Source organism: Mycolicibacterium houstonense (genome assembly GCF_900078665.2).
GTDB classification, from domain to species: Bacteria; Actinomycetota; Actinomycetes; order Mycobacteriales; family Mycobacteriaceae; genus Mycobacterium; species Mycobacterium houstonense.
In genome coordinates, this window is sequence record NZ_LT546215.1 from 1 (window position 1) to 26754 (window position 26754).

Annotated in this window: 31 protein-coding genes and 1 pseudogene; 22 read left to right on the top strand and 10 right to left on the bottom strand. The window is 59.7% G+C overall.

Translation table 11 applies throughout. From position 1 onward, the window contains the following. The 6 genes and pseudogenes from BN4332_RS32485 to BN4332_RS32510 form a co-directional block, all read left to right on the top strand. Nucleotides 1-382: pseudogene (locus BN4332_RS32485) on the top strand (hypothetical protein); the annotation flags it as partial. A 135-nt stretch (nucleotides 383-517) separates the two neighbouring features. Then, nucleotides 518-1099: a hypothetical protein gene (locus tag BN4332_RS32490; protein WP_074133297.1), complete on the top strand. Its 582-nt coding sequence runs from the start codon at nucleotides 518-520 to the stop codon at nucleotides 1097-1099. 73 nt (nucleotides 1100-1172) lie between these two features. Then, on the top strand, nucleotides 1173-1484 hold the full coding sequence (locus BN4332_RS32495) for a hypothetical protein (RefSeq protein WP_200820485.1): 312 nt from the start codon (nucleotides 1173-1175) through the stop codon (nucleotides 1482-1484). A gap of 23 nt (nucleotides 1485-1507) precedes the next feature. Continuing rightward, nucleotides 1508-4957, top strand: a complete 3450-nt coding sequence (locus BN4332_RS32500) for a tape measure protein (RefSeq protein WP_066904481.1) — start codon at nucleotides 1508-1510, stop codon at nucleotides 4955-4957. Nucleotides 4958-4968: 11 nt separating this feature from the next. Then, nucleotides 4969-6687 carry a DUF7257 domain-containing protein gene (locus BN4332_RS32505; RefSeq protein ID WP_066904484.1) on the top strand — a complete coding sequence of 573 codons (1719 nt, stop codon included), beginning with the start codon at nucleotides 4969-4971 and terminating at the stop codon, nucleotides 6685-6687. 78 nt (nucleotides 6688-6765) lie between these two features. After that, on the top strand, nucleotides 6766-8454 hold the full coding sequence (locus BN4332_RS32510) for a Gp37-like protein (protein WP_066904486.1): 1689 nt from the start codon (nucleotides 6766-6768) through the stop codon (nucleotides 8452-8454). Here the strand turns inward: BN4332_RS32510 and BN4332_RS32515 are convergent. Continuing rightward, nucleotides 8402-9082, bottom strand: a complete 681-nt coding sequence (locus BN4332_RS32515; RefSeq protein WP_074133292.1) for an NUMOD4 motif-containing HNH endonuclease — start codon at nucleotides 9080-9082, stop codon at nucleotides 8402-8404. The genes BN4332_RS32510 and BN4332_RS32515 overlap by 53 nt on opposite strands. A gap of 65 nt (nucleotides 9083-9147) precedes the next feature. On the opposite strand from BN4332_RS32515, the gene BN4332_RS32520 reads away from it, so the two are divergent. The 9 genes from BN4332_RS32520 to BN4332_RS34005 all read left to right on the top strand — a co-directional run bounded on the left by BN4332_RS32520 (nucleotide 9148) and on the right by BN4332_RS34005 (nucleotide 18503). Then, nucleotides 9148-9975 carry a hypothetical protein gene (locus BN4332_RS32520; RefSeq protein WP_066904494.1) on the top strand — a complete coding sequence of 276 codons (828 nt, stop codon included), beginning with the start codon at nucleotides 9148-9150 and terminating at the stop codon, nucleotides 9973-9975. After that, nucleotides 9972-12476 carry a hypothetical protein gene (locus BN4332_RS32525; protein WP_160111006.1) on the top strand — a complete coding sequence of 835 codons (2505 nt, stop codon included), beginning with the start codon at nucleotides 9972-9974 and terminating at the stop codon, nucleotides 12474-12476. Before BN4332_RS32520 ends, BN4332_RS32525 begins: the two co-directional genes overlap by 4 nt. A gap of 701 nt (nucleotides 12477-13177) precedes the next feature. Continuing rightward, nucleotides 13178-14044 carry a hypothetical protein gene (locus BN4332_RS33545; RefSeq protein ID WP_160111007.1) on the top strand — a complete coding sequence of 289 codons (867 nt, stop codon included), beginning with the start codon at nucleotides 13178-13180 and terminating at the stop codon, nucleotides 14042-14044. A 79-nt stretch (nucleotides 14045-14123) separates the two neighbouring features. Continuing rightward, nucleotides 14124-14555 (top strand): hypothetical protein, encoded by a 432-nt coding sequence (locus tag BN4332_RS32540; RefSeq protein ID WP_066904506.1) that lies wholly within the window; start codon nucleotides 14124-14126, stop codon nucleotides 14553-14555. A 158-nt stretch (nucleotides 14556-14713) separates the two neighbouring features. After that, nucleotides 14714-14959 carry a hypothetical protein gene (locus tag BN4332_RS32545; RefSeq protein WP_066904509.1) on the top strand — a complete coding sequence of 82 codons (246 nt, stop codon included), beginning with the start codon at nucleotides 14714-14716 and terminating at the stop codon, nucleotides 14957-14959. Nucleotides 14960-15117: 158 nt separating this feature from the next. Further along, nucleotides 15118-16506, top strand: a complete 1389-nt coding sequence (locus BN4332_RS32550; RefSeq protein WP_084459503.1) for a peptidoglycan recognition protein family protein — start codon at nucleotides 15118-15120, stop codon at nucleotides 16504-16506. Continuing rightward, nucleotides 16503-17528 carry a hypothetical protein gene (locus BN4332_RS32555; RefSeq protein WP_066904515.1) on the top strand — a complete coding sequence of 342 codons (1026 nt, stop codon included), beginning with the start codon at nucleotides 16503-16505 and terminating at the stop codon, nucleotides 17526-17528. Before BN4332_RS32550 ends, BN4332_RS32555 begins: the two co-directional genes overlap by 4 nt. A gap of 401 nt (nucleotides 17529-17929) precedes the next feature. After that, nucleotides 17930-18268, top strand: a complete 339-nt coding sequence (locus BN4332_RS32560; protein WP_066904518.1) for a DUF2746 domain-containing protein — start codon at nucleotides 17930-17932, stop codon at nucleotides 18266-18268. Then, nucleotides 18249-18503 carry a hypothetical protein gene (locus tag BN4332_RS34005; protein ID WP_220096876.1) on the top strand — a complete coding sequence of 85 codons (255 nt, stop codon included), beginning with the start codon at nucleotides 18249-18251 and terminating at the stop codon, nucleotides 18501-18503. The genes BN4332_RS32560 and BN4332_RS34005 overlap by 20 nt, the downstream gene beginning before the upstream one ends. Nucleotides 18504-18711: 208 nt before the next feature. On the opposite strand, the gene BN4332_RS33550 is transcribed toward BN4332_RS34005, so the two are convergent. Beyond that, the gene (locus BN4332_RS33550; RefSeq protein WP_160111008.1) at nucleotides 18712-18951 is read right to left on the bottom strand and encodes a hypothetical protein; all 240 of its coding nucleotides are present in this window, start codon (nucleotides 18949-18951) and stop codon (nucleotides 18712-18714) included. 207 nt (nucleotides 18952-19158) lie between these two features. Here BN4332_RS33550 and BN4332_RS33555 point away from each other — a divergent pair, with 207 nt between their 5' ends. The 7 genes from BN4332_RS33555 to BN4332_RS32595 all read left to right on the top strand — a co-directional run bounded on the left by BN4332_RS33555 (nucleotide 19159) and on the right by BN4332_RS32595 (nucleotide 22894). Next, the gene (locus tag BN4332_RS33555; RefSeq protein WP_160111009.1) at nucleotides 19159-19398 is read left to right on the top strand and encodes a hypothetical protein; all 240 of its coding nucleotides are present in this window, start codon (nucleotides 19159-19161) and stop codon (nucleotides 19396-19398) included. Beyond that, nucleotides 19385-20197, top strand: coding sequence for a 3'-5' exonuclease family protein (locus BN4332_RS32565; RefSeq protein ID WP_066904522.1), 813 nt, complete (start codon nucleotides 19385-19387; stop codon nucleotides 20195-20197). Before BN4332_RS33555 ends, BN4332_RS32565 begins: the two co-directional genes overlap by 14 nt. A gap of 223 nt (nucleotides 20198-20420) precedes the next feature. Beyond that, a complete protein-coding gene (locus BN4332_RS35295) occupies nucleotides 20421-20813 on the top strand; it encodes an HNH endonuclease (RefSeq protein ID WP_160111010.1) in 393 nt (130 codons plus the stop codon). A gap of 11 nt (nucleotides 20814-20824) precedes the next feature. Then, nucleotides 20825-21070: a DUF3310 domain-containing protein gene (locus tag BN4332_RS32575; RefSeq protein WP_235654378.1), complete on the top strand. Its 246-nt coding sequence runs from the start codon at nucleotides 20825-20827 to the stop codon at nucleotides 21068-21070. A 472-nt stretch (nucleotides 21071-21542) separates the two neighbouring features. Continuing rightward, entirely contained in the window at nucleotides 21543-21785 is a 243-nt protein-coding gene (locus BN4332_RS35710; RefSeq protein ID WP_074133295.1) for a DUF7427 family protein, read from the top strand. Continuing rightward, complete coding sequence (locus BN4332_RS32590; RefSeq protein WP_066904531.1) at nucleotides 21786-22178, top strand: DUF3307 domain-containing protein; 393 nt, start codon at nucleotides 21786-21788, stop codon at nucleotides 22176-22178. A 152-nt stretch (nucleotides 22179-22330) separates the two neighbouring features. After that, nucleotides 22331-22894, top strand: a complete 564-nt coding sequence (locus tag BN4332_RS32595; protein ID WP_074133296.1) for an HNH endonuclease signature motif containing protein — start codon at nucleotides 22331-22333, stop codon at nucleotides 22892-22894. Between the two features lie 71 nt (nucleotides 22895-22965). Here the strand turns inward: BN4332_RS32595 and BN4332_RS33565 are convergent, their stop codons facing one another. From BN4332_RS33565 to BN4332_RS32620, 8 genes are all read right to left on the bottom strand, one after another. Further along, complete coding sequence (locus BN4332_RS33565; protein ID WP_160111011.1) at nucleotides 22966-23127, bottom strand: hypothetical protein; 162 nt, start codon at nucleotides 23125-23127, stop codon at nucleotides 22966-22968. Then, nucleotides 23124-23351: a hypothetical protein gene (locus tag BN4332_RS32600; RefSeq protein WP_066904534.1), complete on the bottom strand. Its 228-nt coding sequence runs from the start codon at nucleotides 23349-23351 to the stop codon at nucleotides 23124-23126. The genes BN4332_RS33565 and BN4332_RS32600 overlap by 4 nt, the downstream gene beginning before the upstream one ends. A gap of 57 nt (nucleotides 23352-23408) precedes the next feature. Continuing rightward, complete coding sequence (locus BN4332_RS32605) at nucleotides 23409-23726, bottom strand: hypothetical protein (protein WP_160111012.1); 318 nt, start codon at nucleotides 23724-23726, stop codon at nucleotides 23409-23411. Beyond that, on the bottom strand, nucleotides 23723-23854 hold the full coding sequence (locus BN4332_RS35000; protein WP_264077551.1) for a hypothetical protein: 132 nt from the start codon (nucleotides 23852-23854) through the stop codon (nucleotides 23723-23725). The genes BN4332_RS32605 and BN4332_RS35000 overlap by 4 nt, the downstream gene beginning before the upstream one ends. A 153-nt stretch (nucleotides 23855-24007) precedes the next feature. Continuing rightward, the gene (locus BN4332_RS32610; RefSeq protein ID WP_066904540.1) at nucleotides 24008-24421 is read right to left on the bottom strand and encodes a hypothetical protein; all 414 of its coding nucleotides are present in this window, start codon (nucleotides 24419-24421) and stop codon (nucleotides 24008-24010) included. A 1-nt stretch (nucleotide 24422) separates the two neighbouring features. Next, on the bottom strand, nucleotides 24423-24638 hold the full coding sequence (locus tag BN4332_RS32615) for a type II toxin-antitoxin system HicA family toxin (protein WP_066904543.1): 216 nt from the start codon (nucleotides 24636-24638) through the stop codon (nucleotides 24423-24425). 50 nt (nucleotides 24639-24688) lie between these two features. Further along, nucleotides 24689-25264, bottom strand: a complete 576-nt coding sequence (locus BN4332_RS33570) for a DUF732 domain-containing protein (RefSeq protein WP_160111013.1) — start codon at nucleotides 25262-25264, stop codon at nucleotides 24689-24691. Nucleotides 25265-25305: 41 nt separating this feature from the next. Then, on the bottom strand, nucleotides 25306-26580 hold the full coding sequence (locus BN4332_RS32620) for a tyrosine-type recombinase/integrase (protein WP_066904546.1): 1275 nt from the start codon (nucleotides 26578-26580) through the stop codon (nucleotides 25306-25308). Nucleotides 26581-26754 lie beyond the last annotated feature (174 nt).

The following is a 26754-nucleotide window of genomic DNA, read 5'->3' on the forward strand; positions in this document are numbered from 1 at the left end:
TCACCGGCTGGAGTCGGAACTGCGGCTGGCCGACGATGCAGGGAACAGCCTGGTCCCGGATCTCGGTTCGGAGAACTACGGTTACGGTGTCCGGCTGGATACCGCCTCGGTTGACCGGCAGATCCTTCTCGTCTTCTCGAAGAGTGTTGCGGGCAAGGCGATTTACCGTGTTGAGGGTTATTCGCTGTGCAAGCTGGACGATCAGGGCGCAAAGAAGCGCACGAAGACCGATCCGGATAGCGCTGAGCTGACGTACAAGGTTCTTCCGGATCCGTACTTGATGATTCCGGATCCGGATGGTGGTTCCGAGTTGGTTCCGGGCTTCGAGTGGGTGTGGGTGTCGGGTCCCGGTTGGGACGAGATGGCGCCCGCTGGCTCGTAGTTGAGGCTCCCACGGGGGTGGGTGTTTTGGGCGCCGCAAGCGTCCTGGGCTGGCGCTCATCCCCGTGGGTCTCGAACCCCAAACTCAGCCCGAAGTTCAGCCCGAATGTTGTTCAGCCCGAGAGGAAAGCCCAAAGTGTCCGATTCTGAAAGTTCCGTCGTTTCTGTGCCGAATGCTGGTCGTGATGCCGCTGAGCAGGCGAAGGCGTACTCGTCGCCGTTTGCGCCGCGCGAGTTGAAGCTTGATGACGGTGATGTGATTGAGGTTCCGCCGCATCCTAGTTTCCGGTTGTTGGATGATGATGCGTTGGCGGAGTTAGATGCGTTTCATTTGGAGCTTGAGTCCTATGATCGTGAGCCGGATCGTGTGATTCCTGCGCAGACGATCAAGGATAAGGACGGCAATGCGTTGGAGTTGCCGGCTGAGACGATTCGTGGGGCGTTGAAGACGAATCCGTATCGCAAGACTGACGCCGAAGGCAATGTGACTGTGTTGAATCCGCCGTATGAGGTGCGGGTTACGCAGATCGCTTTGGGCGCTGAGGATTATGCGCGTTTGCGGGCCGGTAAGGTCAACGGTCGCAGGGGTTCTGCTGCTGATGTGTGGCGCCTTTGGAACGATCAGGGGTCGGAGGTTGCTGAGAGGCAGAAGGCTGATCCCAAAAGTGATGGAGGCTCTGTGGCTGTGGCGCCAGTTTCCTCGTCAGATAGCGAGTGATCTTTCCCGTTTCCATTGTGGGAGGCGGATTTCGGATTGGCACCGTGGGACCTGTGATGAGCGTGGTTGTCTGGTGTTGTCCAGTTATGAGTTGTTAGAGCTGGTCGAGTTCTTGCCTGAGCGGGGGGCGTTTAAGACGGCGGCTCGTGGTGGTGCGTGGACTGAAGATCAGATTGTCAAGGCTGAGACGTTCAATGAGTTGGCGCGGTTGCGTGCGTCGTATCACGCGGTGAATGGCGGCACGGACGGCGCGTATGAGCCGTTCTCGTTTGATGACCCGGCTGTTCGGGCGCGTAAGGCGCGCGAGGCTGAGGCTGAGGCTGCTTGGAAGCGTGAGGCGCGTGGCGGTTTGTTTGACCAGTTGGGTTGGTCTGACGACGCGTAGATTAATTCGAGAGGGGTTGGTTTATGCCGATCATAGTCGACGTCATTTCCCGTCTCGATGAGCGTTCTGCTGCTGTTGCTGCTGCCAGGATTGAGCGTCAGTTTGGTGCTGCTGGTACGTCGGCTGGTGATGCTGCTGGTCGTGGGATGTCTGCGGCGATTGATCGGTCTACGAGCAATATTGGGCAGCGGGTTACGGGGCAGTTCACGACTCATGGTCAGACTGCTGGCCGGAACTTCGGTACTGGGTTTACGGGGCAGGTCAGTCAGACTGTCGGTAACACGTCGGGGTTTTCGTCGTCGCTGTCGGGCTATCAGGGTGCTGCGACTCAGGTGGGTTCGCTTGCGGGTAAGGCTCTGGGTACGGCGTTCACGGTCGCTGCCGGCGGCCTCATCGGCGCGGCGTCCCTGACCTTGTTCAAGGGTTTTGAGCGCTACAAGTCGATCGATGCGGCGAAGAACCGACTCGAGAATCTGAACCGGACGCTTGAGTCGACCGGGCGCGCGGGTATCGACGTGAAGGCTGTGATGGACACGGTCACGCAGGCAGTGACGGATACGCCGTTCGCGATGGACAAGGCGTTCTCTGTTGCGACTCGCGCGTTGGCGTCGAATACGGGCGATCTGAAGCGGTTCATGACTGTGGTAACGGATGCTGCCGGTTTCGCAGGTGCGGGTGTTGATGAGATCGGTGATGCGTTTTTGAAGATCGCGAACACCGGCAAGGTCTCTATGGAGGAGATCGGCAACGAGCTGCGGAACATCCCGATTCTGCCGTGGTTGCAGGAGCAGTTGGGTGTTACTGGCGGCGAGCTTCAGAAGATGATTTCTGACGGCAAGGTCGGCCTGAACGATTTGATGAAGGCTGTTGAGTCGCACGCGTCGGGGTTTGCGAAGGCGTCTGGCGACACCATCGAGGGCGCCATGTCGAACATGCAGACGTCGGTGGCCCGGTTGGGGGCGAACTTCCTGGGTGCGATTTTCGGGAAGCCGACCGAGGACGGCAACCAGCTTGTTGATGTTTTGAAGACGCTGCGGACCCGTATCGATGAGATCGGTGCGTGGGTTACTGCGCACCAGGGCGACATTCGCCGATTCTTCGAGCAGGGCGTTGATGCCGCGCATGGCTTGGCTTCTGCGGCGCAGACTATCGTTGGCGCGCTAGACGCAGTCGGCATTGGTGTAGGCGATGTGGTGTCGGCGTTCGTTGCCTGGAAGACGATCTCGGGTGTTTCGTCGCTCGCTGCTCAATTGGGTGGCATCAGCACGACGCTGTCGACGGTGCTTCCCGCTTCGGCGGCGACGGGGGCGGCGGGTATCAGTGCGGCACTGTCTAGGATTGCTGCCCCGTTGTGGCTCACTACGTTGATCGAGGATAAGGCGCCTAATCTCCCGTTCCAGGATCAGCCGACCGGCGAGGACAGGATTTTCCCTGGGTGGGTTCCGATTCTTCCGTTCTGGGAGGAGAGGATCCGTGACTTCCAGAACGGTGGCGATGCGCCCGCACCGGCGGGTGGCGGAGCAGGACCGTTAGCTCCGGGTGACATTTTCGCGGGTCCGTACCCGAAGACTCCTGGTGACATTTTTGATGGGTATCGGCCAAATCCTGCTCGTCGTGATGGGTTGCCGCCGCTTTCGTTGGGGCCCACCGCCGGTTCTAGCGGCTCTGGCCCTTCCGGCAATCCGATCTTGGATGCGCCGGGCGGTGGCGATGGGGCGGGGTCTGGTCCGAAGTTGCCTGACGCGCCGGTGGTTCCGTTTGATTCGAGTCTTCCGCCGGGGATTCCTGGTATGCCGGCTGATGCGTCTGTGTTTGGTGCGGAGTCCAGTTTTCTTGATGCGCGGCAGAAGTTGGCTGAGAAGCGTGCTCGTGTGGCGCAGTTGGAGGCGACTGCGACTGCAACTGAGGACGACAAGCTGAATGCGCGTAATGAGGCTGCTGAGGCTGAGCGGGACTTGCAAGCCGCTGAGATGCGGATGGGTGAGGCTCGCAGGAATCAGTATGAGCAGCTTTCGAAGTCGACGGACAAGGCGACGAAGAAGCTTCAGGGTTTGACGAAGGATCTTGGCGAGGTCGGCGCGTCGTTGGATGCGGATTTTGGGATTTCGAAGGGTCTCGTGGGGATCGCGGAGAACATCACGAAGTTCGTTGCGAATCTTGCTGCGGCACCGTTGTTGGGGCAGTTGTCGGCTGTTGAGAAGCTCAATCCGACGCAGGGTGGGCACGGCATCATGGGGATGCTGGGCGCTCAGGGCGTGTTCGGGCCGATGTACCAGAACGACCAGTACGCGGACATGATCAGCGGACGAAGCGGCGGAAGTGTTGCCCTGGGGTATGGATACGGCGCCGGATCCAGTCAGGGTGCAGGTTACGGCGGAGGTGCGCAGTACGGTCCTTCGCCGGGTGGAGCTAAGGCTGGCGAGTCTGCGCGGGATTTCGCCCACCGAGTGATGATGCCCTTCTGGAAGCAGCAGGGCCTCACGGTGGGAGATCACCAGGCTGACCAGTACGGCGAACACCAAAACGGCGCCCTGGACATCATGGTTGACAGCCTCGCTGAGGGGCATCAGGTGCTCCAGCAGGTGTTGTCGGACCCCAACGTGTATGGCGCGATTTTCGACAACAAGACATATGGCTACGGACATGGGCTGACCCCGAAGGACTACAGCGCCGGCCACACCGGCAATCCGACTCAGGATCACCAGGACCATGTGCACGCTTGGTACAAGCCGGGTGGGAGCAACAACATTTCTCCGGGTGGTGGCGGTTCGATGCCAAACCCGTATTCGGCTAGCGCGTATCCGTCGACGCCACAGAGTGTGACGACGCCTGGCCCTGTTGTGTCGCCTTCGTTTGGTGGAGGCGGGCAGTCGCCGCCGTTGCCGACTTCGTTTGGCGGTGGTGGTCCGATGGCTGCTGGTATGCCGCAGGGATTGCCGGTTGGTGGTCCGCTGAACACGACGACGATCGGTGCGAATGTTGCGCCCCCGTCTGGTTCGGGTAAGGGCGGAGTCGGCATGGATGGTGGCGGTGTCCTCGGTATGGCAGCACAGGCCGGCGGTATGGCGTTGGATGCGATGGCTCCAGGCGCCGGCCAGGCCGCACAAATGGGTGTAAAGCTGATCAACCGCGCTATCCAGTACGGCGGGCAGGTAGCTGGCATCGGCGCCCAAGGGTTGATGGAAACCTTCCTCCCCACAGGTGGATCCGAACTCGCCAACAACAACTGGCTCACCCGCATCGTGGGCGGACTCGCCGGAGCCGCACCCGCCCTGCCCAACCTTGCAGGCAAGGGCGCCGAACCGTTGCAGCCCAACCAAGTCGACCCCAACACCACCCAACACGGCCAAGGCGGTCAGCCAGGCCCCACGTTCGGCGACATCAACGTCACCACAACCCGCGACGACGGGGCGGCACAAGGTCGAGACATCGGCTACCACCTGCAAAACATGTACGCCGCACCAGGAATGTGACGGGAGAACCTATGACCGTCAGGTATCCGGCTGGGACGATCACGCCCCACGGCTGGTGGAACATCACCAAGGGCATCCAACCGACGATGCGGCTCACCGCCTACGACGGTTCCGTTGAGTTCTATTTGATGGGTGGGCATTCCATCCCCGATCGGCACTCAGCTCCCGAGGCTGTTCATCTGATCAGCCTCAAGGGGTTGGTGCCGCCGTGGAAGCACATCACGCAGAAGGGCGCCACACAGGATGGTGTGACGCACATTGATGCGCTTTACGATCCGGTTGAGGTTGAGATGGTCGTGGAGTGCCGGGGCAGGGATGCGCGGCACACGCGGAAGGTGTACGACGATCTGATCGCTTCCATTGATGCGATTCAGGAGTCGAAGCTGGACTTCCTCACCCCGGATATTGGGCATTGGTGGGCGAACATTCGTTGGTTTCAGGGTGCCCCGCCGGATCCGGTGATGGGCGCGCAAACCAACAGGGTGCGGGTCTCCCTGCGCCTCTCGGCTGATCGCGGGTTCTGGTCTACCTATGACCACACCGACGCGTTCACGTTCACCTACGACGACATGACGGACACGTTCACCGAAGACAACCGTCCAACACAGGACCTTGGCGACATTCCGCAGTACTACACGGGTGACGGTGGCGGGTTTTGCACCAGCTACAACGGGTCGATGTTTTGGTGGGATGACCCGGAGGACACCACCACAACCCAGTCGCGCCGGGTGATCAACGGTCCGTGGCCCGGGTTTGACACCGAAACCGACAACCAAGTCGTCTCCCAGGTGCACGGTTCATTCCAGGAGTGGTCGTTCCCCGACACGGGTCGCAACATCCTCGGCGCCCGTATGGGAGTTGACATCGACGGCAACTGGGATGGCTCGGGAGTGTTCGTTGAGTACGGCGGCGGTTATCTGCGCCTGTACTACACGATCGACTTCGTTGAAACGACCTTGCGGCTGAGCCCGCAGTCAATGCTGATAGCCCCACTGCCAACCGAGGAGTTCTCGCTGGTGTGCGGTTACGAGGACGATCCTCGTGTGTTCAAGTTTCTACGCAACGGGGTTGAGATCCTGACTGTGAAGGAAACGGGGACCGGTTCACCGTTGGGGGCGTCCAATCGTGGTGTCGGAAACGGAATGTTCGCCGCCGCCGCGTTGGTGACGCAAGCAACGCCGGCAACCATCCGCAAGCTTTCCGCCGGGGATAATGCGACCGTCTCACAGGCCGGATTTCTGGAGCGCGTCAACATTGGCGACCAGAAGATGTACAACGACTACACCCTGTTCGGGCCGGGAATCTTCAAAATCTACGACGGTCCGGGGACGGACGAGTTCGTGGAGGTCGGGCCGTTGTTGCCGAACCAGATCGTGTTTCTCCGTACGGATCCGCGTGTCAACACGACCCTGGTGCAGGATCTAACGGCTGTGCCGCCGACGCCACAGCAGTTGAATGTGTTCCAGGACGCCATCAACAAGTTCCTGTCCTTCGCGGGTATGAATAACTCTGCGCTGGGTGATCAGATCAAGTCGTTGTTTGGGGTTCGGCCTCCGCAGGGGAACTTGTACAAGTACTTGAAGGGCCGGTTTTCTGAGAATTCGGCGATCCCGGCGAAGTCTCCTGGTGCGGATGCGAAGCCGTATTACGTGAAGGTCGCTATTGAGGGCGGCAACGCGGACTCGAAGGTGATCGCTGCTGGTACTCCGTTGAGGCGGAAGCCCTTCTAAATGAGTGATGTTCGCAGCCCCCACAAGTTCGGGGGCTGGTTCGTCGTACCCAGGATTCGGGGGTGACCTGTGGGCGATATGGAGCTGTGGCAAGCAGCTATTCAGTCGGGTGACCCGTATCGGATTGCTACTACTGCGCGGCGGTTGACTGAGAAAAAGTCCAAGGTCAACACGGATTTCCGGTTTATCGTCTGCGACAAGTTTTGGAACCCGGTGGGGGAGATCGGCGCCGACCTCATCGACGCATCCGGATCAGACCCGCGCAACGAAGTGCCGACCGCCAAGCTCACGCTCAAGGGCGGATCCCCTCTAATCCCCGTGTTCATGGACTGCCGAAACACCATGGTTGGCGTCATCATTGAGATCGCTGGTCAGCGGCACGCGTTCTATACGAAGGTTCACACCTACAAGTATGCGGACGGTGCGTGGACTGGAAACGTTGAGCTGCGCGGCATCTGGGACGTACTGAACTATCTGGTGATCTGGCCGTCGTGGTACCTGCCCATACAGGCCCAGCCATTTTCACACGCCGTCTACATCTGGGCCCTGTGCACTGTCCTCGAGAACATGGTTGCCGAATGCGCCATGCGCATCCAGACGGGCATTTGGGAGTTCGTCAACAACGGCCTGTCCCTGAACCCCGATGTGCGGGCCTGGTTCGGCACCATCTTGCAGGCGTTGGAGCGGGATGGGTTGTCTGTCAACACGTTCCTGCGGATGTTGAAGACGCCTATCTATGTGAAGCGCACCAACCCGTTCTTGGATACGTCGCCGCTTGTTGCGCGCACGGTTCGCATGGAAACCGTTGGTGCCGTGGTGAAAGACATCACGCGTTCCTACGGTGTTGAGACCTGCATGGACTTGTGGCTGCCCGGCGATCCGCAGCCCGATGCGTGGGCGAACCTGGACCAGCCGACGTACGTGTTCTCCACAAAGGACCGCTCCCAGATTGAGGGGCCGACTAAGACGGTGTTGGATTCCGTGCTGCGCACCGTGGTCGATCTCGGCGGATCACTGGGCGGCATCTTCAAACCGGTCGTGCAGCAGGTCCCCGGCATGGACGGCGTGTTCTATTCGCCCCTTCTGGGTGTCAACTTCGAACAACCATACGCGTACCTGGTTGCCCCGGAACCGGGGGAGGACTCTTCCATCATCTCGTGCGAGATAGCCGACCACACCCCCGAGGGTTGGCAGCACATCATCGGTGGACGGTCGCCTAAGTGGTTGAACGACTTGATGAACGCCACGTTTGCTTGGCTGATCGATTCGCTGATGATCGTTGTTGGGTTCACGGGCATTCCGTCGGATTTGCTGTCCGGGTTCCTCAACAACGCGTTCTTGGCGTTCCAGTTGATCCAGCACTACGACCGCCGCGACGAGGTCGGCCCGTACCATCCGGCGATCGAACGGTTCTACCCGACCGCCAGCGCCCCGTACAACATCGAAACCGTATTCGCGTTCATCAACGCACTCTTCGATTCTCGCGGCTACACGTCGGCGCAAGTGGTGTTCCGCAACGGTGACCAGTACGCGCTTGGCCGGGACATTTTCAAGGGCGGCTTGATGTCACTGGTGTACCACAAGCGGTCAAAGATGATCACGGACTACATCGAAAACGTGATCTGGCGTATCACCCCCGAGGAGCGGACCGTGATGGTCCAGCTCGGGGATGGCCGGCGTGATGAGGCGCCACTTGCCAAGCACCAGCGCCTCATCACGGGGGCGTTTGAGGCCCTGTCAGTGTGGACTCTTTCCCCACAAAGCTAAGTCGCTTGCGGCGCTGGTACTCCCGCGCCCGGTTGCGGTTGCAGGTCCGGCATTGTCGGCGGCCTCCCACATGGAACGTGTTTGCCTCGTCGTATGGATGGCCCTGAGGGCAGTGTGTGCGGTCCCTCGAATGCGACCTTCCGCCATGTCGAGCGATCGACCGGGCTTTGATGCACTTGCGGCATTGGCGATGGCCCCGACCTGGCGTTATGTAGGTGTTCTCGGCGTCGTACTGGTGACCTTTTGGGCAACGGGTGATGTTTACCTTGGGGTGCCCGCCGTTGCGTATGCAATCTCGGGAGTTCTCGCTACGGGAACCCCAACGCAAGTTATGCAACCGGTTGTTGTTCGGGTCGTCATCAAAGTGCAGGGCCTCGTGACCATCGGGACACGGCCCAACGAATGCCAGCAATACCAGCCGGTGAATCAGCAAAGTGTGTTGTTCGCCTTGTAGGTACAGAGTCACCGTGGGATATCGGCCAGCCGTCGATGGCTTGAGCACCTTGCCGCGCACCCGTTTAGGCGTGTCCCACCGGCTATTTGCAATCCGGTCTATGGACCGAACCCGTCCCTGGTCGCTGACTTCGTAGAGGTCGTATCCGGGGACTGGGCGCCACTGCTCATTCATGCAGCAAATTTTATCACCGGCGCGCGATGCCGTTGATTGGGTTCTTATCCTGATTGGAGTCCGCTATGGCGTGGCCTACTACACCCGACGGTCAGTATTACCAGTTTGAGGGGAATGTTCAGATTCCGGTGTCCCCGGAGACGGGCGCGGCGATTCTGTATCTGCGTCCGCAGGGCGGTATGGGTGTGGGTATTCCTCCTGTTGCGCAGGGTGATCCGGGTGTGCATGCGGAGATCGATGAGGCAATCAACTTCACTGCGTTGGAGCCCGGTGATTCGACTCCCGATTCTGCTTCGTGGACGACGATCACACCGCCCACCACTTCGACGCCTGGTGTGTACAAGCTGAACCTGGCCTTACACAAGGGCGCCAAGGGGGATGACGGCGAAACTGTTTGGGATCCCACGGATTTAGACCCCTCTCCGGTTGCTGGGCGCGTCCCGGTGGTCAACTCGACTCTTGATGGATTCGAGCTGGAGGACCAGAAGGTTTCGGAGGTCTGCTATCCGGGTTCTGTTGCGAATACGCCGTCGGGGAACGTTAACTACACGCTGGCATCTATCCCGGTCCCGTCGCGGCCATATGCGCGGCGTGTGCGGGCATTTGGACACACTGTGGTGACGGGTGAGGCTTCAGATGTTCGAGTTGATCTGATTGCCCGATTGAACGGGGAAACTGGCGGCAACATCATTGGTCGCTGCCCGGGGATCACGCAAACTGAGCGGTTGCAGTTGTCGCCAGGTAAGGCTGCCGGCTTGGCTGATGCGTACGACACGATCGCGGCCGGCGCCTCAGCGACGGTGTACATCCGGTGTGAGCGTCAGGCTGGCACTTCGACTTACACCACTTCGGCTACGACGAGCCTGTTCTCTGTTGAGGTCACGCCGCTGTGACGATTGGTATGCCGGATTGGGCGTCGGAGATTCCTTCGGCGCCGATCCACCAGGAGCAGTCGAATCAGTGGGTGCGACCGTTCACGGCGCAGCAGCTTATTGAGTTCGGTCTGCAACTGATCGAACAGTTCATTAAGCGGGTGGTGTTGGCGCTCGCTGGGTCCTTCATCCCTGGCATTCCGTCGTTTGAGCAGTTGGTTGCGTGGGGCGATGATCTTCGGGAGAAGTTGGCGGACATCCCGATTCTCGGGGACATCGTTGAGGCGATTACTGGTGTTGAGGATGGTGACCTCAACGACTTGGGAACGTTCTTCCTGAATCTGCGGACGTTCTTTCAGTCGATCAACTTGCTTGATGGGTCGTTTGACCTTGAGGCTGCGTGGCAGTCGTTCTTCAACATGGTTGTGCAGCCGTTCCTGAACTCAATTCTGGGGACGATTTTCGGCGGCCTCGATTTTAGTGACATGCCGACGTCTGAGGAGATTTGGGAGTTCGTCACCTCCAACATCATCGGGCCGTTGAATCTGTTGCTTGGCCCGAACTCTCCGTTGAACGCGTTGAACATTTTTGGTCAGATTCCGGGGAACTTGTTTGGGTTCATTCCGGCGTCGGCGATTGGTCCTGGTAATCCGAATCTGTTGTCTAATCCGGGTTTTGATGGGTCGATCTCGATGGATGGCAGTGGGATTTGGACGTGGGATGGTGCGACTGGGCGCACTACTAGCGGTTCGGCTAAGACGACTGCTAACGGCACGTCGAAAGCTCTGCTGTCCAACGCGATCGATGTCGTCCCTGGGCAGGTTCTTTCCCCATCGGTGTGGGTGAAGTCCAATGCCTATGTAGGAACGGGAACTCCGATCAGGCTTGCTGTGCGGACTTACTTCAATGGCGCTGTGGTGTCGACCACGAATGTCGCCTCCATCGCTGGCCCCGGGGCAACCTGGACCCAACTGTCGAGCGGCTATACCGTTCCCGCCTCGGGCGTGGACCAGGTTCGGCTCCGACTGGTTGTCGATACAACTGCCACTGCCGGCGATATCTGGTTTGACGACGCCACGTTGACCAAGGGCGGCAACGGTCCGTTCGACGGCATCCTGGACATGTTCGGGTTGAGCCAATTGGATGATCTTTTCGGACTGGACGTCAACGACATCTGGTCGACAATTATCTCCACGATCATGAACCCGCTGAATCTTCTTCAGGATACGTCAGCGCGGGGTGGCATTTTCGACATCAATGGCGCGCTCGCCGAGTTTCAGGACATCTTCGACGGCGCCGTGGTGGACCCACTCACCGATTTGGGTACGGTACTCGGCAACTGGTTCGGCAAGTTCTTCAGCGGTGGCGCGCAGCAAGTCGTCACCCAGGATCGGATTGCGGAGCCATCAGGCATTCCGCCCATGGGCGCCGACGTAAAGGTCCCGTGGACCTATCTGCCAACAGAATTGATGACTGTAGCCCTCGGGATGCCGTGGGCAAATGTCACCAAATCCGCTAACCAGGCGATCACGGCCTCCACTGACACGCTGATTACCGGCCTAGCCCAAGCGGACGGGCCAGCGACTCTGGTCATCAGTGGGAACAAGTTCAAGTTTCCGCTCGACGGGTTGTGGAATGTGGAGATCGTTGTCAAGTGGAGTGGGTCGAGCATCGCTACGGGCACCTCGCAGACGATCAACCTCAAGCAGAACAGCGTGCAGATTCGGGACGACGTTTCGTTCGGCACGGCGACCAACAAGATCAACCTGATGATCCCGGCGGCGACCACCGACGAGTTCGGCGTCTACGCCCTCACTGCGGCTGGCAGCTTGAGCGTCCTGGCCGCAGGGACCTTCATCCAGGCGACCTACCTTGGCGCGACTACTGTGCCATCTCTGCCGCCCCCGCCGGACCCGGTTACGTTCGATGCTGCCGGCACTGAGGGGTCGGGCGGAACTTCGCCAGTCAAGATCACATCACTTACGTTCGGCCCCAACGCGAACACGATTGTGATCCCGATCAGCCACACCTGGTCGTCACCGCTGACCGTCACTGTTATCGACGGCGCCACCTCCCACAATGTACCGATCTTGTCCGGCCCGACGCGGATCGGAAACTACTTCGGCTTCGACGCCTACTACTCGTTGGCTGCAGCCATCCTGCCCACGAGTGTGCGGGGCCATACCGTCTCAGTGCGAGTCGAGTCCGAGGCCACCACCGGGGCATGGAGCTACAAGGCGTTGTCGTTCAACGGAGTCGGCAGCCTGGGCGTGGTCAAGACCTCCTCGGGGTCCGGTGCGGGCAGTTTGACCGTCCCGTCGAATGTCAGCTCTCAGGTAGTAGTCGGGTTCGGCGGCATGGACGTCGGCTTCTCTGGGTTCAACCGGACCATCGACCTGCAAACAGGGTTCAGCGCTAGCCAGCACTGGGCGCACGTCATGGGCCATGCACAGGGCGGATCAACCTTCTCGATCACCGGTGGCGGCAGATGGGTTGCCAAGGGAATTGAACTCCATCCATAGGGGGGTGAGCTATGCCGTGGTCTCCGGATGGTGACTCGGACGTCCGCCCTCCTGTTACTGGCTGGTGGGCAGAGGTCAGCCTGCAGCTCACTCCGTCACCGGCGGTACTCGTTATCGCCGTCGGCACGCCCACGGTCGCGACCAGCCGGACCTTGGCGCCAGCCACGCGGACGCTAACAGTCACCGGCGACGCTCCGACAGTTTCGATCACCCAGAATCGACACCTGACCCCCGCACCAGCCACCCTGGCCATGATCGGCTCACACCCCGCGCTAGAGGTGACATTCCGCCCCGTCGCCGGAACACTTGTGGCCACAGGCGGCCAGCCGGCCGTGCAGATCAGCGATCACAAGGTCCTCACGCCAGCGGCGGCTGCCATCGCCCTGCCTGGCGGTACGCCCGTCATCGCGGTTACGCAACACAGGCTCGTAATACCTACGTCAGCGCCAGTGACGTTAACCACTGGTACGCCGGTCGCATTCGCCAGTGATCATCGGTTGGTCACACCCACTCCGGCGTCGTTGAGTCTCACGGGTGATGCCCCGGACGTGTCAGTTCAACTGTTGATCCGACCCGCTCCTGCAACCTTGGGCGTTGATGGGCACCAGCCTACCGTGCTAACTCCGGTCGTAGCGGGGCCGACCAGCGCAAATCTTTCGGTCATTGGCTCGCACCCGGCGCTAGGGCTGAGTCTACGACCTGTGGCGGCTGCGCTCACCGCTACGGGGGCGCAGCCGACGATCGCGATCTCCGACCACAAGATTGTTACCCCGATAGGCGGGACAAAGTCCATCACGGGTGGCGCTCCCGTGGTGACGGCGACCGACCATCAGGTGGCGCGACCGGGAAGTGCTGCCCTGAGTACTACCACAGGTGTGCCCACTGTTGTCGCAACGAATCATAAACTCGCGACACCGATTACGGCACCCGTCTCGATCACGGGCGGAACGCCGACGGTCACAATCGCCGCCGCCGCAGTCTCCTTCGTTGCGGCGAGCACCACCAACAGCAACAGCATCACCATCCCCGCCCACACGGCCGGCGATCTGATCATCATCATCGCCTCACAGACCGGCGTCTCGGCGTACCCGACCAAACCAGCCGCATCCGGCAACGTGCCCAACTGGGTACTTATCGACCAGACCCAGGCCTTCGGCGCCATGGTCACCTACCAGTTCGTTGCAGTCAACAGCAGCACCGCCTCCGGAACGTGGTCCGGCGCTGATGTGATGTCGGTGGTCGTCGTCCGTGGCCAGCACTCGACACCGATCGGCGGGCATGCGATTAGCGCAAACGCGGGGACCAACATGACCGCACCGTCTGTGACGCTTGCTAATTCAGATGGCACTTCGATGCTGTTGCACTTCTACAGTTGCTCCAGCTTGGGTGCGAACTGGCCATCCGCGCCGTCTGGCTACACATTCCGGTCGAACTCTGGCGGCCTCAACACTAAGGGTGGCGCCGCACTGAGCAAGAACGTCAGCACTTCCGACGGCTCCGTGATTCTCACCAACGGCGCCGGCCTATCGGCATATCAGACCGCTTCAGTCGAGATCCGCGCTCACTAAACCAACCAATCAACCACCCGGTCGCATCGCGACTCGGGCCATTCGTCGTACCCATCACACCCTTTAGGAGGGGATCTAAATGGCCGCTGGAACATGGACACTCACCAACAGTGCCCGCACCAACCTGCTCAACGGAACATTCGACCTCGACAGCGACAGTTGGAAAGTCGCCCTCGTGACCTCGTCGTCCAACATTGGTGCCGCATCGACCACATGGGCTGGCGTCACGGGGGAGGTGTCGAATGCGAATGGTTACACCACCGGTGGCATCGCAGTCACCCTCACCCTGTCCGGAACCACCAGCGTATCGGTCGCATTCGCCACCAACCCGGTCTGGACCGCCTCCGGTTCAGGCATCACCGCCCGCTGGGCAGTCTTGTACGAGGTCGGGGGGAACGTCCTCTGCTACGTGCTGTTGGATTCGACCCCGGCCGACGTGACCGCAACATCTGGCAACACGCTCACGATTGACAGCGATGGAAGCCCTTCGGCTGTCCTCACTTTGGCGTAGCTCCAGTGTTTCGTTGGTTGTTGTCGCGCACAGTGTGTCGCTGGCTCGACTGGATCCAAGACACGCACCCAGACTTTTAGTGAATCCCGCTAAACCACACTAAACCTCATAAATCACCCCGGCGAACGTCGGGGTTTTTTCATGCCCGGGAGGCAACCGTGCTCGACAAGATTCTCATCAAACTCGCCGCGTTGATCGCGGACCGCATCATCGACCACACAGACGAAATCGCCGCTGCCGTCGCAACAGCAGTCACCCGTGAAGTCCTGGACGCGATCAGCAAAAAAGTTCCCGACCTCACCGACCTGGAAAACCTGCCCGACCAGCTCGGCAAAGCCATGTCCGACGTGTTCAACAAAGTCCCCATCTTCGGCGGACTCTTCAACGGATTCTTCGGCAAATGACCGACCCCATCGCGGACCTCGTGGACTGGCAACTCACCCAAAAACCGAAACACTCCGGCGGCACCATTCTCACACCCACCGACCGATGCACACGCTGCAACTTCGGATGGCACGGACTACCCAAAGCCGGATGCAAAGGCGCATACCAGGAGGACTGAATGAGTTTCGTCTGGAAAGCCGCTAAACCGCTATTCACCGAAGAACAAATCGCGCGCGTAGTTCACGAGGTCAGCAGCGCCCGCAACCTAGACGAACTCGCCACCGTCATGGCACTCATGTGCATCAGGCAAGAGTCCAACTTCTGGTGCCCCTGGAATGCGAAAGACCCAGCGTCCAAAAACTATCCGTACGACTCACAGAGTGACGATGGTCGCAGCGTCGGCTATTACCAGCAGCAGAACGGGCGCGCAGGGGACACGTTGCCGGCGGGGGACCGGGACAACTGGTGGGGCACGATGGCCTCCCGTATGGATCTGCGTTCATCCACGAACGTGTTCCTTGAGCGACTGGCCGACGACTACACGGCTGCAACGAACGGCGCTATCGCGGGACAGTTCGTTCAACGAGTCCAGCGATCCGCATACCCCGATGCTTACGCGAAGCATTGGGACTACTGCTGGTCACTCCTACGCCGCGCACTCGGTTCGGGAAACCCCACGGTTCCGCAGCCAACGGAACCGGGTATTACCCCGAACCCGAACTGGCGTGGTGATCCGACGTTCCTCCCGGAAGTGTTGCGGGCAGAGGGCTTGGCGGTTCGTGAGATTGATGGCTGGCGGGACCGGGGGCATGGAGACTTCGGAGCTATCTGGGGTGTCGTCGCGCACCACACAGGATCCAACGGCGCCACCGCTGAATCCATCGCCTTCCACCCGACGCTCGGCCTCGCATCGCAACTCCATCTCGCCCAAGACGGAACCGTAACCCTCTGCGGCGTCGGAATCGCATGGCACGCAGGACAAGGCTCATACCCCGGCCTGCCAACCAACAACGCCAACAGCCTCACCATCGGCATCGAAGCCGCCAACGACGGCGGCGGATCCCCCGGAAAACCGCACCGATCCTCGTGGCCCGATGCGCAATACAACGCCTACGTGAAGACCGTCGCCGCGATCCTCCGATTCCTCAGACACGACAGCAGCCACGTCATCTCCCACAAGGAGTGGGCTGGTGCGGCACAGGGCAAGTGGGATCCCGGCGCTATCGACATGAACATCTTCCGCGCCGACGTACAGGCGCAAATCAACACCAAACCTCAAGGGGACGATCCATTGTCTGATCCAGATGTGGTCCGCAAGATCAACGAGATTCACGCCTGCCTGTTCAACCAGATCCCGTCACAGTCGAAATACAAGACTGCGGGCGAGGGCGCGAAGTGGCAGTTGCACGAACTCTTGAAGAACGACGACGCCATGATCCACGAAATGCTTGTCGAACGCCAAGCGATGATGGGCAACCCCGAGGCTGTCGCGCTCGTGAAACGCGAAGCGGACAAGGGCGACAAGTGGTCGCAGCAGGTGTACGCGTATCTGACTGAGGCCGAATGAGAATCGGTGGGGATTACGTCGGCCTCGGATTGGGTGACGCGTCTGAGGAAATCCGGAAGATCAAGGCGTTCATGCGGAAGAAGTTCGCATCCTATGCGGGAAGCCTCGCAGACACCCCGGACTACGACGATGCGATGACGTCTGCGGTTGCGGAGATGCAGTCCCGGTACAACGCTTCCAGACAGCTCGCCACTGGCAAGTACATATCGGGTGTCATCAACGCCGAAACCAAATACGTCATGGGGTATCTGCCGCGCCCCGTCGTGGACACTCGCCCGTTGCTGATCACGGTGTGCGGCACTGGTGTTCCGTGGTGGGTCGGCCCCGATGCTGACACTGCACGCGCTGTTGAGGACAAGTATTATTGGCAGCCGGTCGGCTACCCAGCGGATCCGTTCCCGATGGGGAAGTCGATTGCCGCCGCGAACGCCGAGTGTCACGTGCAGATGAACCGGGCTGAGCCGGGGTTCATGCATCGTGAGCGGATCGAGAAGTACGGTGTTGCGTTCGCCTCATACTCCCAGGGCGCTGTGGTCGTTAGCGAGTTGTGGGAGAACAACATCAAACCCGAAGGCGGCTCACTGCATTGGGCGGAGGGCCATGTGCTCAAGTCGGTTGCTTGGGGGAACCCGAATAGGGAAGCGGGCAAGGTGTGGCCCGACTTTGGCGGATCGCCGATGGCGTCGTTCACTTCGCAGGGCGTGTCGTCTACCGGCATGAAGAACACCCCGGACTGGTGGCGTAACTACGCACATACCGGCGACCTCTACGCGTGTGCCGAGCCTGGCGATTCGCAGCAGGACAAGAACGCTATCTGGCAGATTGTGCGTGATCTGAATGTGTTCACTGGTCCGGATTCGTTGTTGGCTCAGGTGATTGAGCTGTCTGTGTTGCCGATTACTCGGACTATTGCGGCGTTCAAGGCGTTGCTTGATGCGGGCATGTTTTTCATCCGGGGGACTACTCCGCACACGAATTATGGGACTGGTCCTGCGATTGAGTTTCTTAGGGCGGGTGTGTGATGGAGAAGTGTCCGTGGTGTGGCGGCAAGTACGAGTCGGATGAGTGGCATGAGCATTCGGTCACGTTGCGGCATCGGTTTTGGATGCGGGTGACTGCGTTCTTTTGGATGGGCTAGGAGATGAATTGTGTTTAATTACAGTGCTGCTGAGGTTCGTAAGTTCATTACTGCCGCGCTTGGTGCGGTCGCGTCTGTGGCTACTCAGTTGTTGGCGTTGGGTGATGTTGTGCCGCCTGAGGTTGCGAACTGGTTGACCGTCATCGTATCGGTGTGTACGGCGCTGGGAGTCTTCGGAGTCCCCAACACCCCGAAGCCTGTGCCGGTTGATGTTGCAGCGGATGACAACCCGCCCACAATCCCAATCCCCGTGCAGCCCGTGCCACGACGCAGGCCAGTGATCTAGTGACACCGTTCAACCCGGACTCGTGGCTGGACATCGTGGCATACCTAATCATCATCGCAGGAATGATCGGTGTTGCGGTCCTGCCGGTTTGGCTTCAACGCCGCAAGGTCAACGATATCCACGATCAGACCGTGAATTCCCATAAGGATAAAGACAATCTGCGTGATCAGGTTGACCGGTTGGAGTCGACGGTGGATCGGCTTGAGGGTGCGATTGAGGGTTTGACTGGTGTTGTTTCGGATGGGTTTCGGTGTGTCAATCGTGAGTTGGGTGCGCTTCAGAAGGGCCAGGAGTTGGAGCGGTTGGAGCGGATTGCCGGTGATCAGCGTGGACGGTGACTTGCCGACGCGGATTTCGACGGCTCATGATGAGATGCATTTGGCGCGTCGTGATGGGGATTCTGATGCGGAGTGGGACCGCATGGAAGTCACGGACCACTTGCTTGATGCGCTGGTGACTGAGTTGAAAGCGAACGGTCAGCTCCCCGCACTCGAACCCGAACTAGACGCACACCTGACCGTCATCGAGAACCCAAAACTCGTACGACTCAGCCAAGTACGAGCAGCACGCTAAGGAGCAACCACGCGCCTCGCAGGAACGGCGGGCGCCAACTCGCACTCGCCTGTAATGCCAAGTGCGCCAGTCCACACGACTTCAACACTCGGCCCGTACTTAGCCTCGCAGTAACCCTGGACACGCCCTGTGCGCCAGCCGCTCCAGGTGGAGACCGTTCCGATAACGGTCATCACGACGAACACAGTCATACCGACCGCGCGGCTACTCATCGTCCGTCCCACTTCCATTGGGTCATTTGCGCGATTCCTAGGTAGGCCGATACGAGTGCCCCCACGGCACCTAGGGCGGTGAGCCACATGCGCCCGTCAGCAATGCCGATGACGATTGCGGCGATGGATCCCCATGCGAGCAGCGAGAAGATCCACACCGCAGCCATCACACATTCGGGGCCTTGGTCGATCCATGCTCGGTAGCGGTTCATGCCACCAATCAACTTGCGCTGCATTCCCCCATTTTCCCATGCTTTCCGCGTGGTTGAGGGGGTTGTGTAGCAACTCCCACTGCATGAGCCAAGAGACCAGCCGCGCATAACCCGTGTCTCGAATCCCGCGCATCGCCAACGCAACCCAACCCCCTCAACCCAACAGAATCCGTTCCATACTTGAATGAGTGGGGCACACAGCAAACCGCCCCGGAATCACGAAGGGGAATCGTGACACTCGCAGCACTCCTACACGAACTCGAATCAACACCAGACTGCGCCACCTGCGCCTGGTACCAACAACTACCCAAGTCAGAACGCGAACTGTTCGACCGGTACATCGAACTCAGCACCCAAAACGCACAGAAATACAGCCGCGAACGCCTCTTCGTCAAATGCGTCGAAATGGGCTACCAACTCAAATCAACCGCATTCAAAGAATGCATCAGGCGGCACCATGTCCATCAGTGAACTCTTCCAAATCGCAGACGGCGCACTCAACAAAATCCTCATCCTGGATGTTGAACGCTTGGACGGGATTACGCAGCAGCACTACTGGGACCGGGGCGATTTGAAGAACCGGTATGTGCACTACGAGACCGTGATTCGGCAGCCACGCACGACGATCGTGTGCGCCAAGTGGTACGACCAACCCGACGTCATCCGCCTAGCCGAGTGGGACAAAGGTGGACGCAAAAAGTTCCTCCGCAACGTCCACAACCTCATGGCCCAAGCAGACATCATCGTCGGCCACAACATCGACAACGCCGACGTACCTTGGTTGCTCGGAGACCTGCACATCGAAGCAGGGTTGCCACCTCTCCCGCCATACAAGACGGTCGACACGCTCAAAGTGCTACGCCAGCAGTTCAAATCCGGTGCACCGTTCAAGGGCTTGGATGCGTTCTGCCAAATCGTTGGCATCCCGGCGAAAACGGACAAGTACGACCGCATGGCAATGGAACGAGCGGTCACCGACAAGTCCGTCGAGGACCGCGATCGTCTGGTCGAATACTGTGCCGGCGACGTGATCGCAACCCAAGGGCTTTATGACTGGTGCCGACCGTTCATCAAGAACCATCCCGCGATCTTCATGGACGGCAAGGACAAGCTGACCACTTGCCATCGTTGCGGGCATGACACGGAACCGATTCCGCGCCGCTACGTGGCCAATCTGCTCACGTACAGCATGAGGCGTTGCACTGCCTGCCTCGCCTACTCGCGCATCAGCATCGAACCCGAACGCGCGTCGATTGTCCGGTCTGTCTAGGGGAAATATGGCACAGCGACCTTGCGAAGCGCAATCCTGCGACAAGCTCACCAAGAAGAACGGTGGCAGGTACTGCAGCATGCACAGCAATCGGATGAGCCGATGGGGATCACTGGACGGGCGGACCCCAGCGACGCCAGAGCACTACGCCGTCCTCGCCCGCATCGTCAAGACTGATGGATGCTGGGAGTGGGATGGGGGACACAACGCCCAGGGATACGCGATGTTTCAGGGCCGGGCGTCATCTAGCAACCGTGTGGCGCACCGAATTATCTACGGCTACTACTACGGCGCCATTCCCGACGAACTCCAAATTGACCACATGTGCGGCAACCGGGGATGTGTCAATCCGGAGCACCTGCGTGCTGTAACCGCCCAACACAATACGGAGCACTTCGTTAAAGAGCTGCGGTCCACCAACACATCCGGTTTCCGTGGAGTTTCGTACGACGCGGCACGTAAGCGTTGGAGAGCGAGGGTTGAGTCTTGCGGGAAAGCCCGTGCGTCCTATCACCTGACGAGAGAAGCTGCTGGTAAGGCTGCGCTAGAGATGCGGCTGGCTATGCACACGCATAACGATCGTGACCGCAGCGGGACGATCGTGCGAGGCGTTTGATGGCTGGGGACATGGTCAGTCATCCCGCGCATTACGCGGAGGGTTGGTCGAACGGTGCCGAGGTGATTGACATCGCGGAGAACCTGAATTTTTCTCGGGGCTCAGCGGTCAAATATCTTGCGCGGGCGGGAAAGAAGGATCCCGAGCGTGAGATTGAGGACCTGAGGAAAGCTGCGTGGTACATCGCTAGGGAGATTGCTCGGCTTGAGCGTGTTCAATCTGCCCGTTCAGTTTCGTTGAACACGCCTAAGGATTGAACGGGGTGCGCGCATGAGCCTGCCGTATCACAAGGTCGACTGGGATTTGGTTCGCGAGGTACGTCAAATACAGGGGCAGATGCGCGAGCTTGAGATGCAAGTCAAAGAGTCGCACAGATTGGTAAGTCGCGCGCTTGGGGAGGGCGAATGACTAGTGCTTGCTGTTTCGCACTTAACGTCCGCGAGTACGCGTATCGTCCTGCTCTGCGGTACGAAACGGCTACTGGGCGTGCAGTTTCAAGCTTTAGGGGCACGCGGTGAGAGTTCGATTTCGTGTATTTGGTGTGACGTTGGTGTCGTTGACGTTTGATCCGGGGCCACTGCTGGAGATCATCGAGGACAGTGACGAGTACGCGTGCGGAAATGAGCATCCGATTTCTGGCGGGCCGACTCTCTACATGGAGCGTGATGACTCACTGTTAGCCGCGAATCATGAGGAGCCCTGGTACGAAGACAGATTCGGGTTCCAGAAGTGACGCCAGGCGGGCGGGCATGGACCGCACTCTTCGTCGGTGTCGCGAGCTGGAACGTATTGGCCGAAGACGGCGAGATGTTGTCGGAGGTGGCGGACCGGCATCCGTGGGTTGCTCGGATCGTAGGCGGCATTCTCCTGGCGCATGTGGGGAACCTGTTGCCTGATCGGGTGGATCCGATTCACCTGTTGTTCATCGCTGCACGTAAGACCGGTTTGACTAGGCATAGAGGGGATGGGTAGATGAGCTTCGCTGAAGCCGTTGCGGCGGTCGGACTTGCCCACATGGTGGGCGACTACCTGATTCAGTCCGATTGGATGGCGCAGGAGAAGACCAAACGCTGGTGGCCTGCAATCGTGCACGCCGTCACCTACGGGCTGCCGTTCCTGTTCATCACCCAATCGCCACTCGCGTTGCTAGTGATCGTCGGAACCCACGCCGTCATCGACCACTACCGCCTAGCCCGTCACGCCGTGTGGCTCAAAAACCAGCTCGCGCCCAAAGCATTCCGGCCCGCACACACGCCCACCGGACACGCAACCGACCGCCCCGACTGGCTCGCCGTATGGCTACTGATCATCGCGGACAACATCCTGCACGTGCTGATAAACATTGCCGCCGTGATGTGGCTGTAGCAATCTGAAACGTCCGGTTATGGCCGAACACAGTCTCCCCCGTCTGGGTTGAGCGCGGATTCCCCACCGCAGCTCCCCAGGCGGGGGCATTTCGCGTTTAGGGGTCGCTCCAACCTCCTCAACCCTTCGTGGCAGCAAATAGAATTGGTGGCATGGATTGCATTGAGACCGAATGCGCGGAGCCCCCAAAGACTCGGGGATACTGCAGGATTCACTACTTTCGCGCCTTGCGATCCGGCAAGATAGAGAAGCTGCCAGCACTTACCATCAAGCAGCGGATCGAAGCGAACATCCGCCGGAGCACCTCAAGTTCATGCTGGGAGTGGACCGGCACGCTGGTCAATGGCTACGGGCAGATCAGCGTATCGGGCAAAAGGGTTGGCGCCCACCGTGTCAGCTACGAGGCGTTCGTGGGGCCAATCCCAGACGGTCTGCACATAGACCACCTATGCCGCAACCCCCCGTGCGTCAATCCCCAACACCTAGAGCCGGTCACGCCTGGCGAAAATAGTCGGCGCGGGGCGCTGTATCCGTCATTGCGCGGCATACGTGGGTGTAAAAAGCACGGCCAGGCCGATGGGTTCGTGGGGGTCTATTGGAGCAAGAGGGACAACTGCGAGCGCGAGGGGTGGCGCTGCCGCATTTGTCAGCGGGTCCGGACCCGTAAGTACAAAGCTAAAATTCGTGCGGCGCGGGCGGCGCAGTCAGCGGCGTGAGCCGTGCAATGCGGTGCGGTCACGTACGGGCCGACACTCACACCCAACTGCCAAACACTCAACGGACCCGGCTAGAGGTCGAACAATTCCGCGAGCACGTCTCCCAGCATTTCCGAAAGCGCGATGAACGGCGCGATGAACCAGTACGTGCCAGTTGCGAGAGTGACGATACCGAACGCCCGCATCAACGGGTCATCATCATCAATCAACGGCCAACACTTGTCGTCACTCACACATCCACCCCTGCCCGTTCGAGGATTGCCAGAATGTCGAGGGCCGCTCGCTGGTCGGATGTCCTAGCCCAGGGGTTCGCAATCTGCTTGGCGAGCCTCGCAATCGTGCCCAGTCGCAACTCTTCGAGGTGCGCGGCGATAGCAGCATCGGCGATACCGGTACGTAGCGCTATGTCCGGATCGTTGGGGTTGATGGCTCTGGCAACTTTCTCGCGCGTTGTCATCTATCCATTTTCCCACCAGTTTCCACGGGTTGAGGGGGTTGCGTTAGCCAGATGTGATCACGTCAGTTCGGAAGGTTGCTCCATTACCGATCCGTCGATGGTGGGTTTCCATGGCAGTTTGCAGTTCAGCAGTACGACTGGTTCGGTCGGCTTATCGCGCGCTTCGGTTCCGGAGTTGTGCCAGTCGGCACGGTCGTATGGGCGGCTGCCATCGAGCGAAAACGCCTTGCCGTCGAAATAGACGTCGGAGTTGGTGAAACGAACGTCCATAACCTCGACGTACTGACCAACAAGATCAAGATCCTCCTGCTCGAAAACCACAGGCAACTCAGGATTAACCCGCGACAACTTCTCCATCAACTCACGCACATTCACGCGGACGCCTCCAACTCCTCGGCAGTCGGCGCCCACACGATCTGGCCGTCGAATGGGCACATCCAGTGAGCGTTCCACGAATCCTTGGAACGCATGTCCATCGCGGCGTCACATTCGGGGCAGTTCATCCCTCAATTTTCCCAGAGGATTTCGCGGGTTGAGGGGGTTGCGTTTGTGGTCGTATACGCGACTATTTCCCGCAATCACACCAGCACAACCCGCGTTACGATCACACAGCGCCCCACCCCGACCTCTCAACGGGATGGGGCGCGCTTTGTGCGTTAGGCGTTAATCAACTGCTGAGCCCGCTGAAACGAAACACCCAACGCCTCACCCACATCCCGAACCGGAACACCATGCGCCGCCAAATTGCGGGCAAGAGCGCGAGCGGCAGCCTGCGCATCCTCCGCATGACGCTCAGCCAACTGCCGATTGTGAGCAACCTTCTCGGCCCCGGCAGTCACGTCAATGTCATCGACAGCGATCGTGATTTCCAACTTCACCGCCGATGGCGCCGAGTCGGTGACGGTGCAAATGAAATCGGCGGCTTCTTTGGGGACGTCGGAGAGCCGGCGTGCTTGGGTTGTGTCGCTGAGGTTGATCGCACCGTCAGCAGTTATGTAGCCGTCGAGTTCGGGGACGGTGATGATCCACCATTTGTCTTCGCGGGTGACGTTGACTTTGTAGGTGTGCATGTCAGTCCTCCTTGCAGTTTGTGGCGCAAGCGTTGATCGCGTTTTCGACCTTGCGGCGCACGCCCGCGCTGATCGTCTTGTGGCCATCGGGCAGCGAGATGCTGTATTTGCCGTGGGCGCAGGTCCACATGGTGTGGCTGCCTTTGCCTTCGCGACTGGTGAATCCTGCTGCTTTGAGCTGCTTGACGATTTCGCGGGTGGGGGCCGGTGCGATCATGATGTTAGTCTACCGCGCTAGACGGTTTCAAGTCAAGCGTGCTAGACAAACTATGGGCAGTTCGGATACGTAGCCATCACCAACTGGTTGAACGCATCAGCCTCAACAACACCCCGGCCAGAACCCTGCGCATACATTCTGTTCACCTCAGCCAACGGAATTCCCTGACGCAAAAACTGGCAAGTCAAATGCGCATCATTCAACGTCCCCGGCGGATTCGGCAACACCCAACCACGCGCCAACAACGTCGAAATGAACACCTGATCCGGATTCGTGACAGGCGGCGCGGGTGCGGGTGTCTGCACGACGACGGTCGTCACGGTTACTGGTGGCGGAGGGGGAACAGCCGGTGCAGTCGCCGGGCCAGGTGCCGCACTAGTAGGCGGCGCACTCACAACCGTGGCCGACCCACCCACATACTGGAACGCCAACACAGCCGCAACGAGCGCCAATCCAACACTCACGGCAACCGCACCCGCAGTCACCCAAGTGCGCCAACCACGACGCACCGAGTAATCCGACGGGTAATCAACTGTGCCATCGTCCTCGGCCCACGCGAACGCCGACATAGTGTCAGCCTGAGCCACATCAGCAAGCTCAGTCGGCGCAGCATGGTCCTCGGTCATGAACAGATATTACTGCCACCGCCGGATGGCAGCCCCTGGAATTACCCCAGCTCTTTCGGAGGCAACAGCACAGCCAGCGCGTCCATCATCGTCGCGTTCTTCGCCTGATCGGCGTGCGCGTAGATGCGGGCAACCTCGGGGGAGTTGTGCCCAAGAATCTCCATACGAGTCTGCTCATCCGCGCCGGCTGCACGAAGCACCGTCGCCGCCGTCTTCCGGGCAGAGTGCATCGTCAACCCAGTACCATCGGTCGAAATCCCAGCAGCCTGCAACAGCGCGTTCCATGCCCGGTTGTCCTCGGTCGGTGTGACCGGGTATCCATCGGAGCGATGGAAGACGAGATTGTGGGGGTTGGGTCCACAGTCAATGTCATGGAGATGTTCGAGCGCGTCTCGTAGCGGCTTGATGATCGGTATCCACCGCTTACCGGCTTCGGACTTGGGGCGGGTGAAGACGAGTGAGTCAACGATCTGCTCGTACTGGAATTTGATGGGCATGTCCCATCTGGGGTCCGTGCAGCGGGATCCGTTCTTCCGCCCGCACGGCCATCCGCTATCCGTCTTCTCTCCGCAGCCGTGTACCCGCTTGAGTTGTTGGAGCTGCCAGGTGATGTCTACGGCGCTGTTTTCGAGGTCGACCCGGTCCCAGGTGAGGCCGAGGCATTCACCTTGGCGTGCTCCGGTGAGGAATGCGAGTAGCCAGCGGGTGTACTCCATTGGGTTGGTTTCGGAGGCTTGTGCGAGGAGTTGTTGGGTTTGTTCGACGGTGAAGGGTTTCCGTTCGCCTTGGGCTACGTCGGGGGTGTCTACGACTGTGACGACGTTGCGTTTGATGAGTCCTTCGGCGATGGCCGAGGTGAGTGCTTGGCCGAGGAGGATGTGGGCTTTGGCTGTGCGTCGGCGGCCTTTGCCGAGTTGTGTGTGCATGGCCCTGACGTCTGATGGTTGTAGGTCGATGAGCCGCTTGTGTCCGATGGTGCGGCTGATGTTCTTTACTGTCCACCCGTTGTCGGTGTAGGTGGTGGGACGTACCCGTTCCTTTTGGATGTGGGGCAGCCAGTAGTCGAGCCACTTGGCGACGGTGGTGGAGCGGTCGAGGGTAAGCCCTTCGGATCGTTCGCTCTTGGCTTCATCGAGTTTGTCGATGAGTGTTCGGTAGTCCTTGGCGTAGACGCGTTTCTGTTTGCGTTTGCCGTGCTCGTCGTAGCCGAGTTCGATGCTGCCGACCCACATGCCGTCGGACTTGCGTTGGAAGACGCTGCCTTCGCCTTTGGCGCGCTGGCTTGTCTTCTTGGCGGGGTTCCGTTTGAACGCCATTCCTCCACCTCTACTGCACACATACGTATCAACATCCTACTGCACACAGAGTGTATCTGGACTGCCGCCCAACTAGCGCTGACCTGCGAAGACGAGTCTGTGGCCTGCATTGATTTTACCGTAGCCGTGGACTCATAATCCATTGGTCGCGGGTTCGAGCCCCGCCCGCCCCAC

Excerpts from the sequence above, each read along its gene's own strand:
- BN4332_RS32565 (WP_066904522.1), top strand. The coding sequence starts at position 19,385 with ATGTCCATCAGTGAACTCTTCCAAATCGCAGACGGCGCACTCAACAAA.
- BN4332_RS32575 (WP_235654378.1), top strand. The coding sequence starts at position 20,825 with ATGGTCAGTCATCCCGCGCATTACGCGGAGGGTTGGTCGAACGGTGCC.
- BN4332_RS32615 (WP_066904543.1), bottom strand. The coding sequence starts at position 24,638 with ATGATCGCACCGGCCCCCACCCGCGAAATCGTCAAGCAGCTCAAAGCA.
- BN4332_RS33570 (WP_160111013.1), bottom strand. The coding sequence starts at position 25,264 with ATGACCGAGGACCATGCTGCGCCGACTGAGCTTGCTGATGTGGCTCAG.
- BN4332_RS32620 (WP_066904546.1), bottom strand. The coding sequence starts at position 26,580 with ATGGCGTTCAAACGGAACCCCGCCAAGAAGACAAGCCAGCGCGCCAAA.
- BN4332_RS32555 (WP_066904515.1), top strand. The coding sequence starts at position 16,503 with ATGAGAATCGGTGGGGATTACGTCGGCCTCGGATTGGGTGACGCGTCT.
- BN4332_RS32595 (WP_074133296.1), top strand. The coding sequence starts at position 22,331 with ATGGATTGCATTGAGACCGAATGCGCGGAGCCCCCAAAGACTCGGGGA.
- BN4332_RS32500 (WP_066904481.1), top strand. The coding sequence starts at position 1,508 with ATGCCGATCATAGTCGACGTCATTTCCCGTCTCGATGAGCGTTCTGCT.
- BN4332_RS33550 (WP_160111008.1), bottom strand. The coding sequence starts at position 18,951 with ATGCAGCGCAAGTTGATTGGTGGCATGAACCGCTACCGAGCATGGATC.
- BN4332_RS32515 (WP_074133292.1), bottom strand. The coding sequence starts at position 9,082 with ATGAATGAGCAGTGGCGCCCAGTCCCCGGATACGACCTCTACGAAGTC.
- BN4332_RS35295 (WP_160111010.1), top strand. The coding sequence starts at position 20,421 with ATGTTTCAGGGCCGGGCGTCATCTAGCAACCGTGTGGCGCACCGAATT.
- BN4332_RS32600 (WP_066904534.1), bottom strand. The coding sequence starts at position 23,351 with ATGACAACGCGCGAGAAAGTTGCCAGAGCCATCAACCCCAACGATCCG.
- BN4332_RS32590 (WP_066904531.1), top strand. The coding sequence starts at position 21,786 with ATGAGCTTCGCTGAAGCCGTTGCGGCGGTCGGACTTGCCCACATGGTG.
- BN4332_RS32510 (WP_066904486.1), top strand. The coding sequence starts at position 6,766 with ATGGAGCTGTGGCAAGCAGCTATTCAGTCGGGTGACCCGTATCGGATT.
- BN4332_RS32540 (WP_066904506.1), top strand. The coding sequence starts at position 14,124 with ATGGCCGCTGGAACATGGACACTCACCAACAGTGCCCGCACCAACCTG.
- BN4332_RS32550 (WP_084459503.1), top strand. The coding sequence starts at position 15,118 with ATGAGTTTCGTCTGGAAAGCCGCTAAACCGCTATTCACCGAAGAACAA.
- BN4332_RS32610 (WP_066904540.1), bottom strand. The coding sequence starts at position 24,421 with ATGCACACCTACAAAGTCAACGTCACCCGCGAAGACAAATGGTGGATC.
- BN4332_RS32520 (WP_066904494.1), top strand. The coding sequence starts at position 9,148 with ATGGCGTGGCCTACTACACCCGACGGTCAGTATTACCAGTTTGAGGGG.
- BN4332_RS32505 (WP_066904484.1), top strand. The coding sequence starts at position 4,969 with ATGACCGTCAGGTATCCGGCTGGGACGATCACGCCCCACGGCTGGTGG.
- BN4332_RS35000 (WP_264077551.1), bottom strand. The coding sequence starts at position 23,854 with ATGAACTGCCCCGAATGTGACGCCGCGATGGACATGCGTTCCAAGGAT.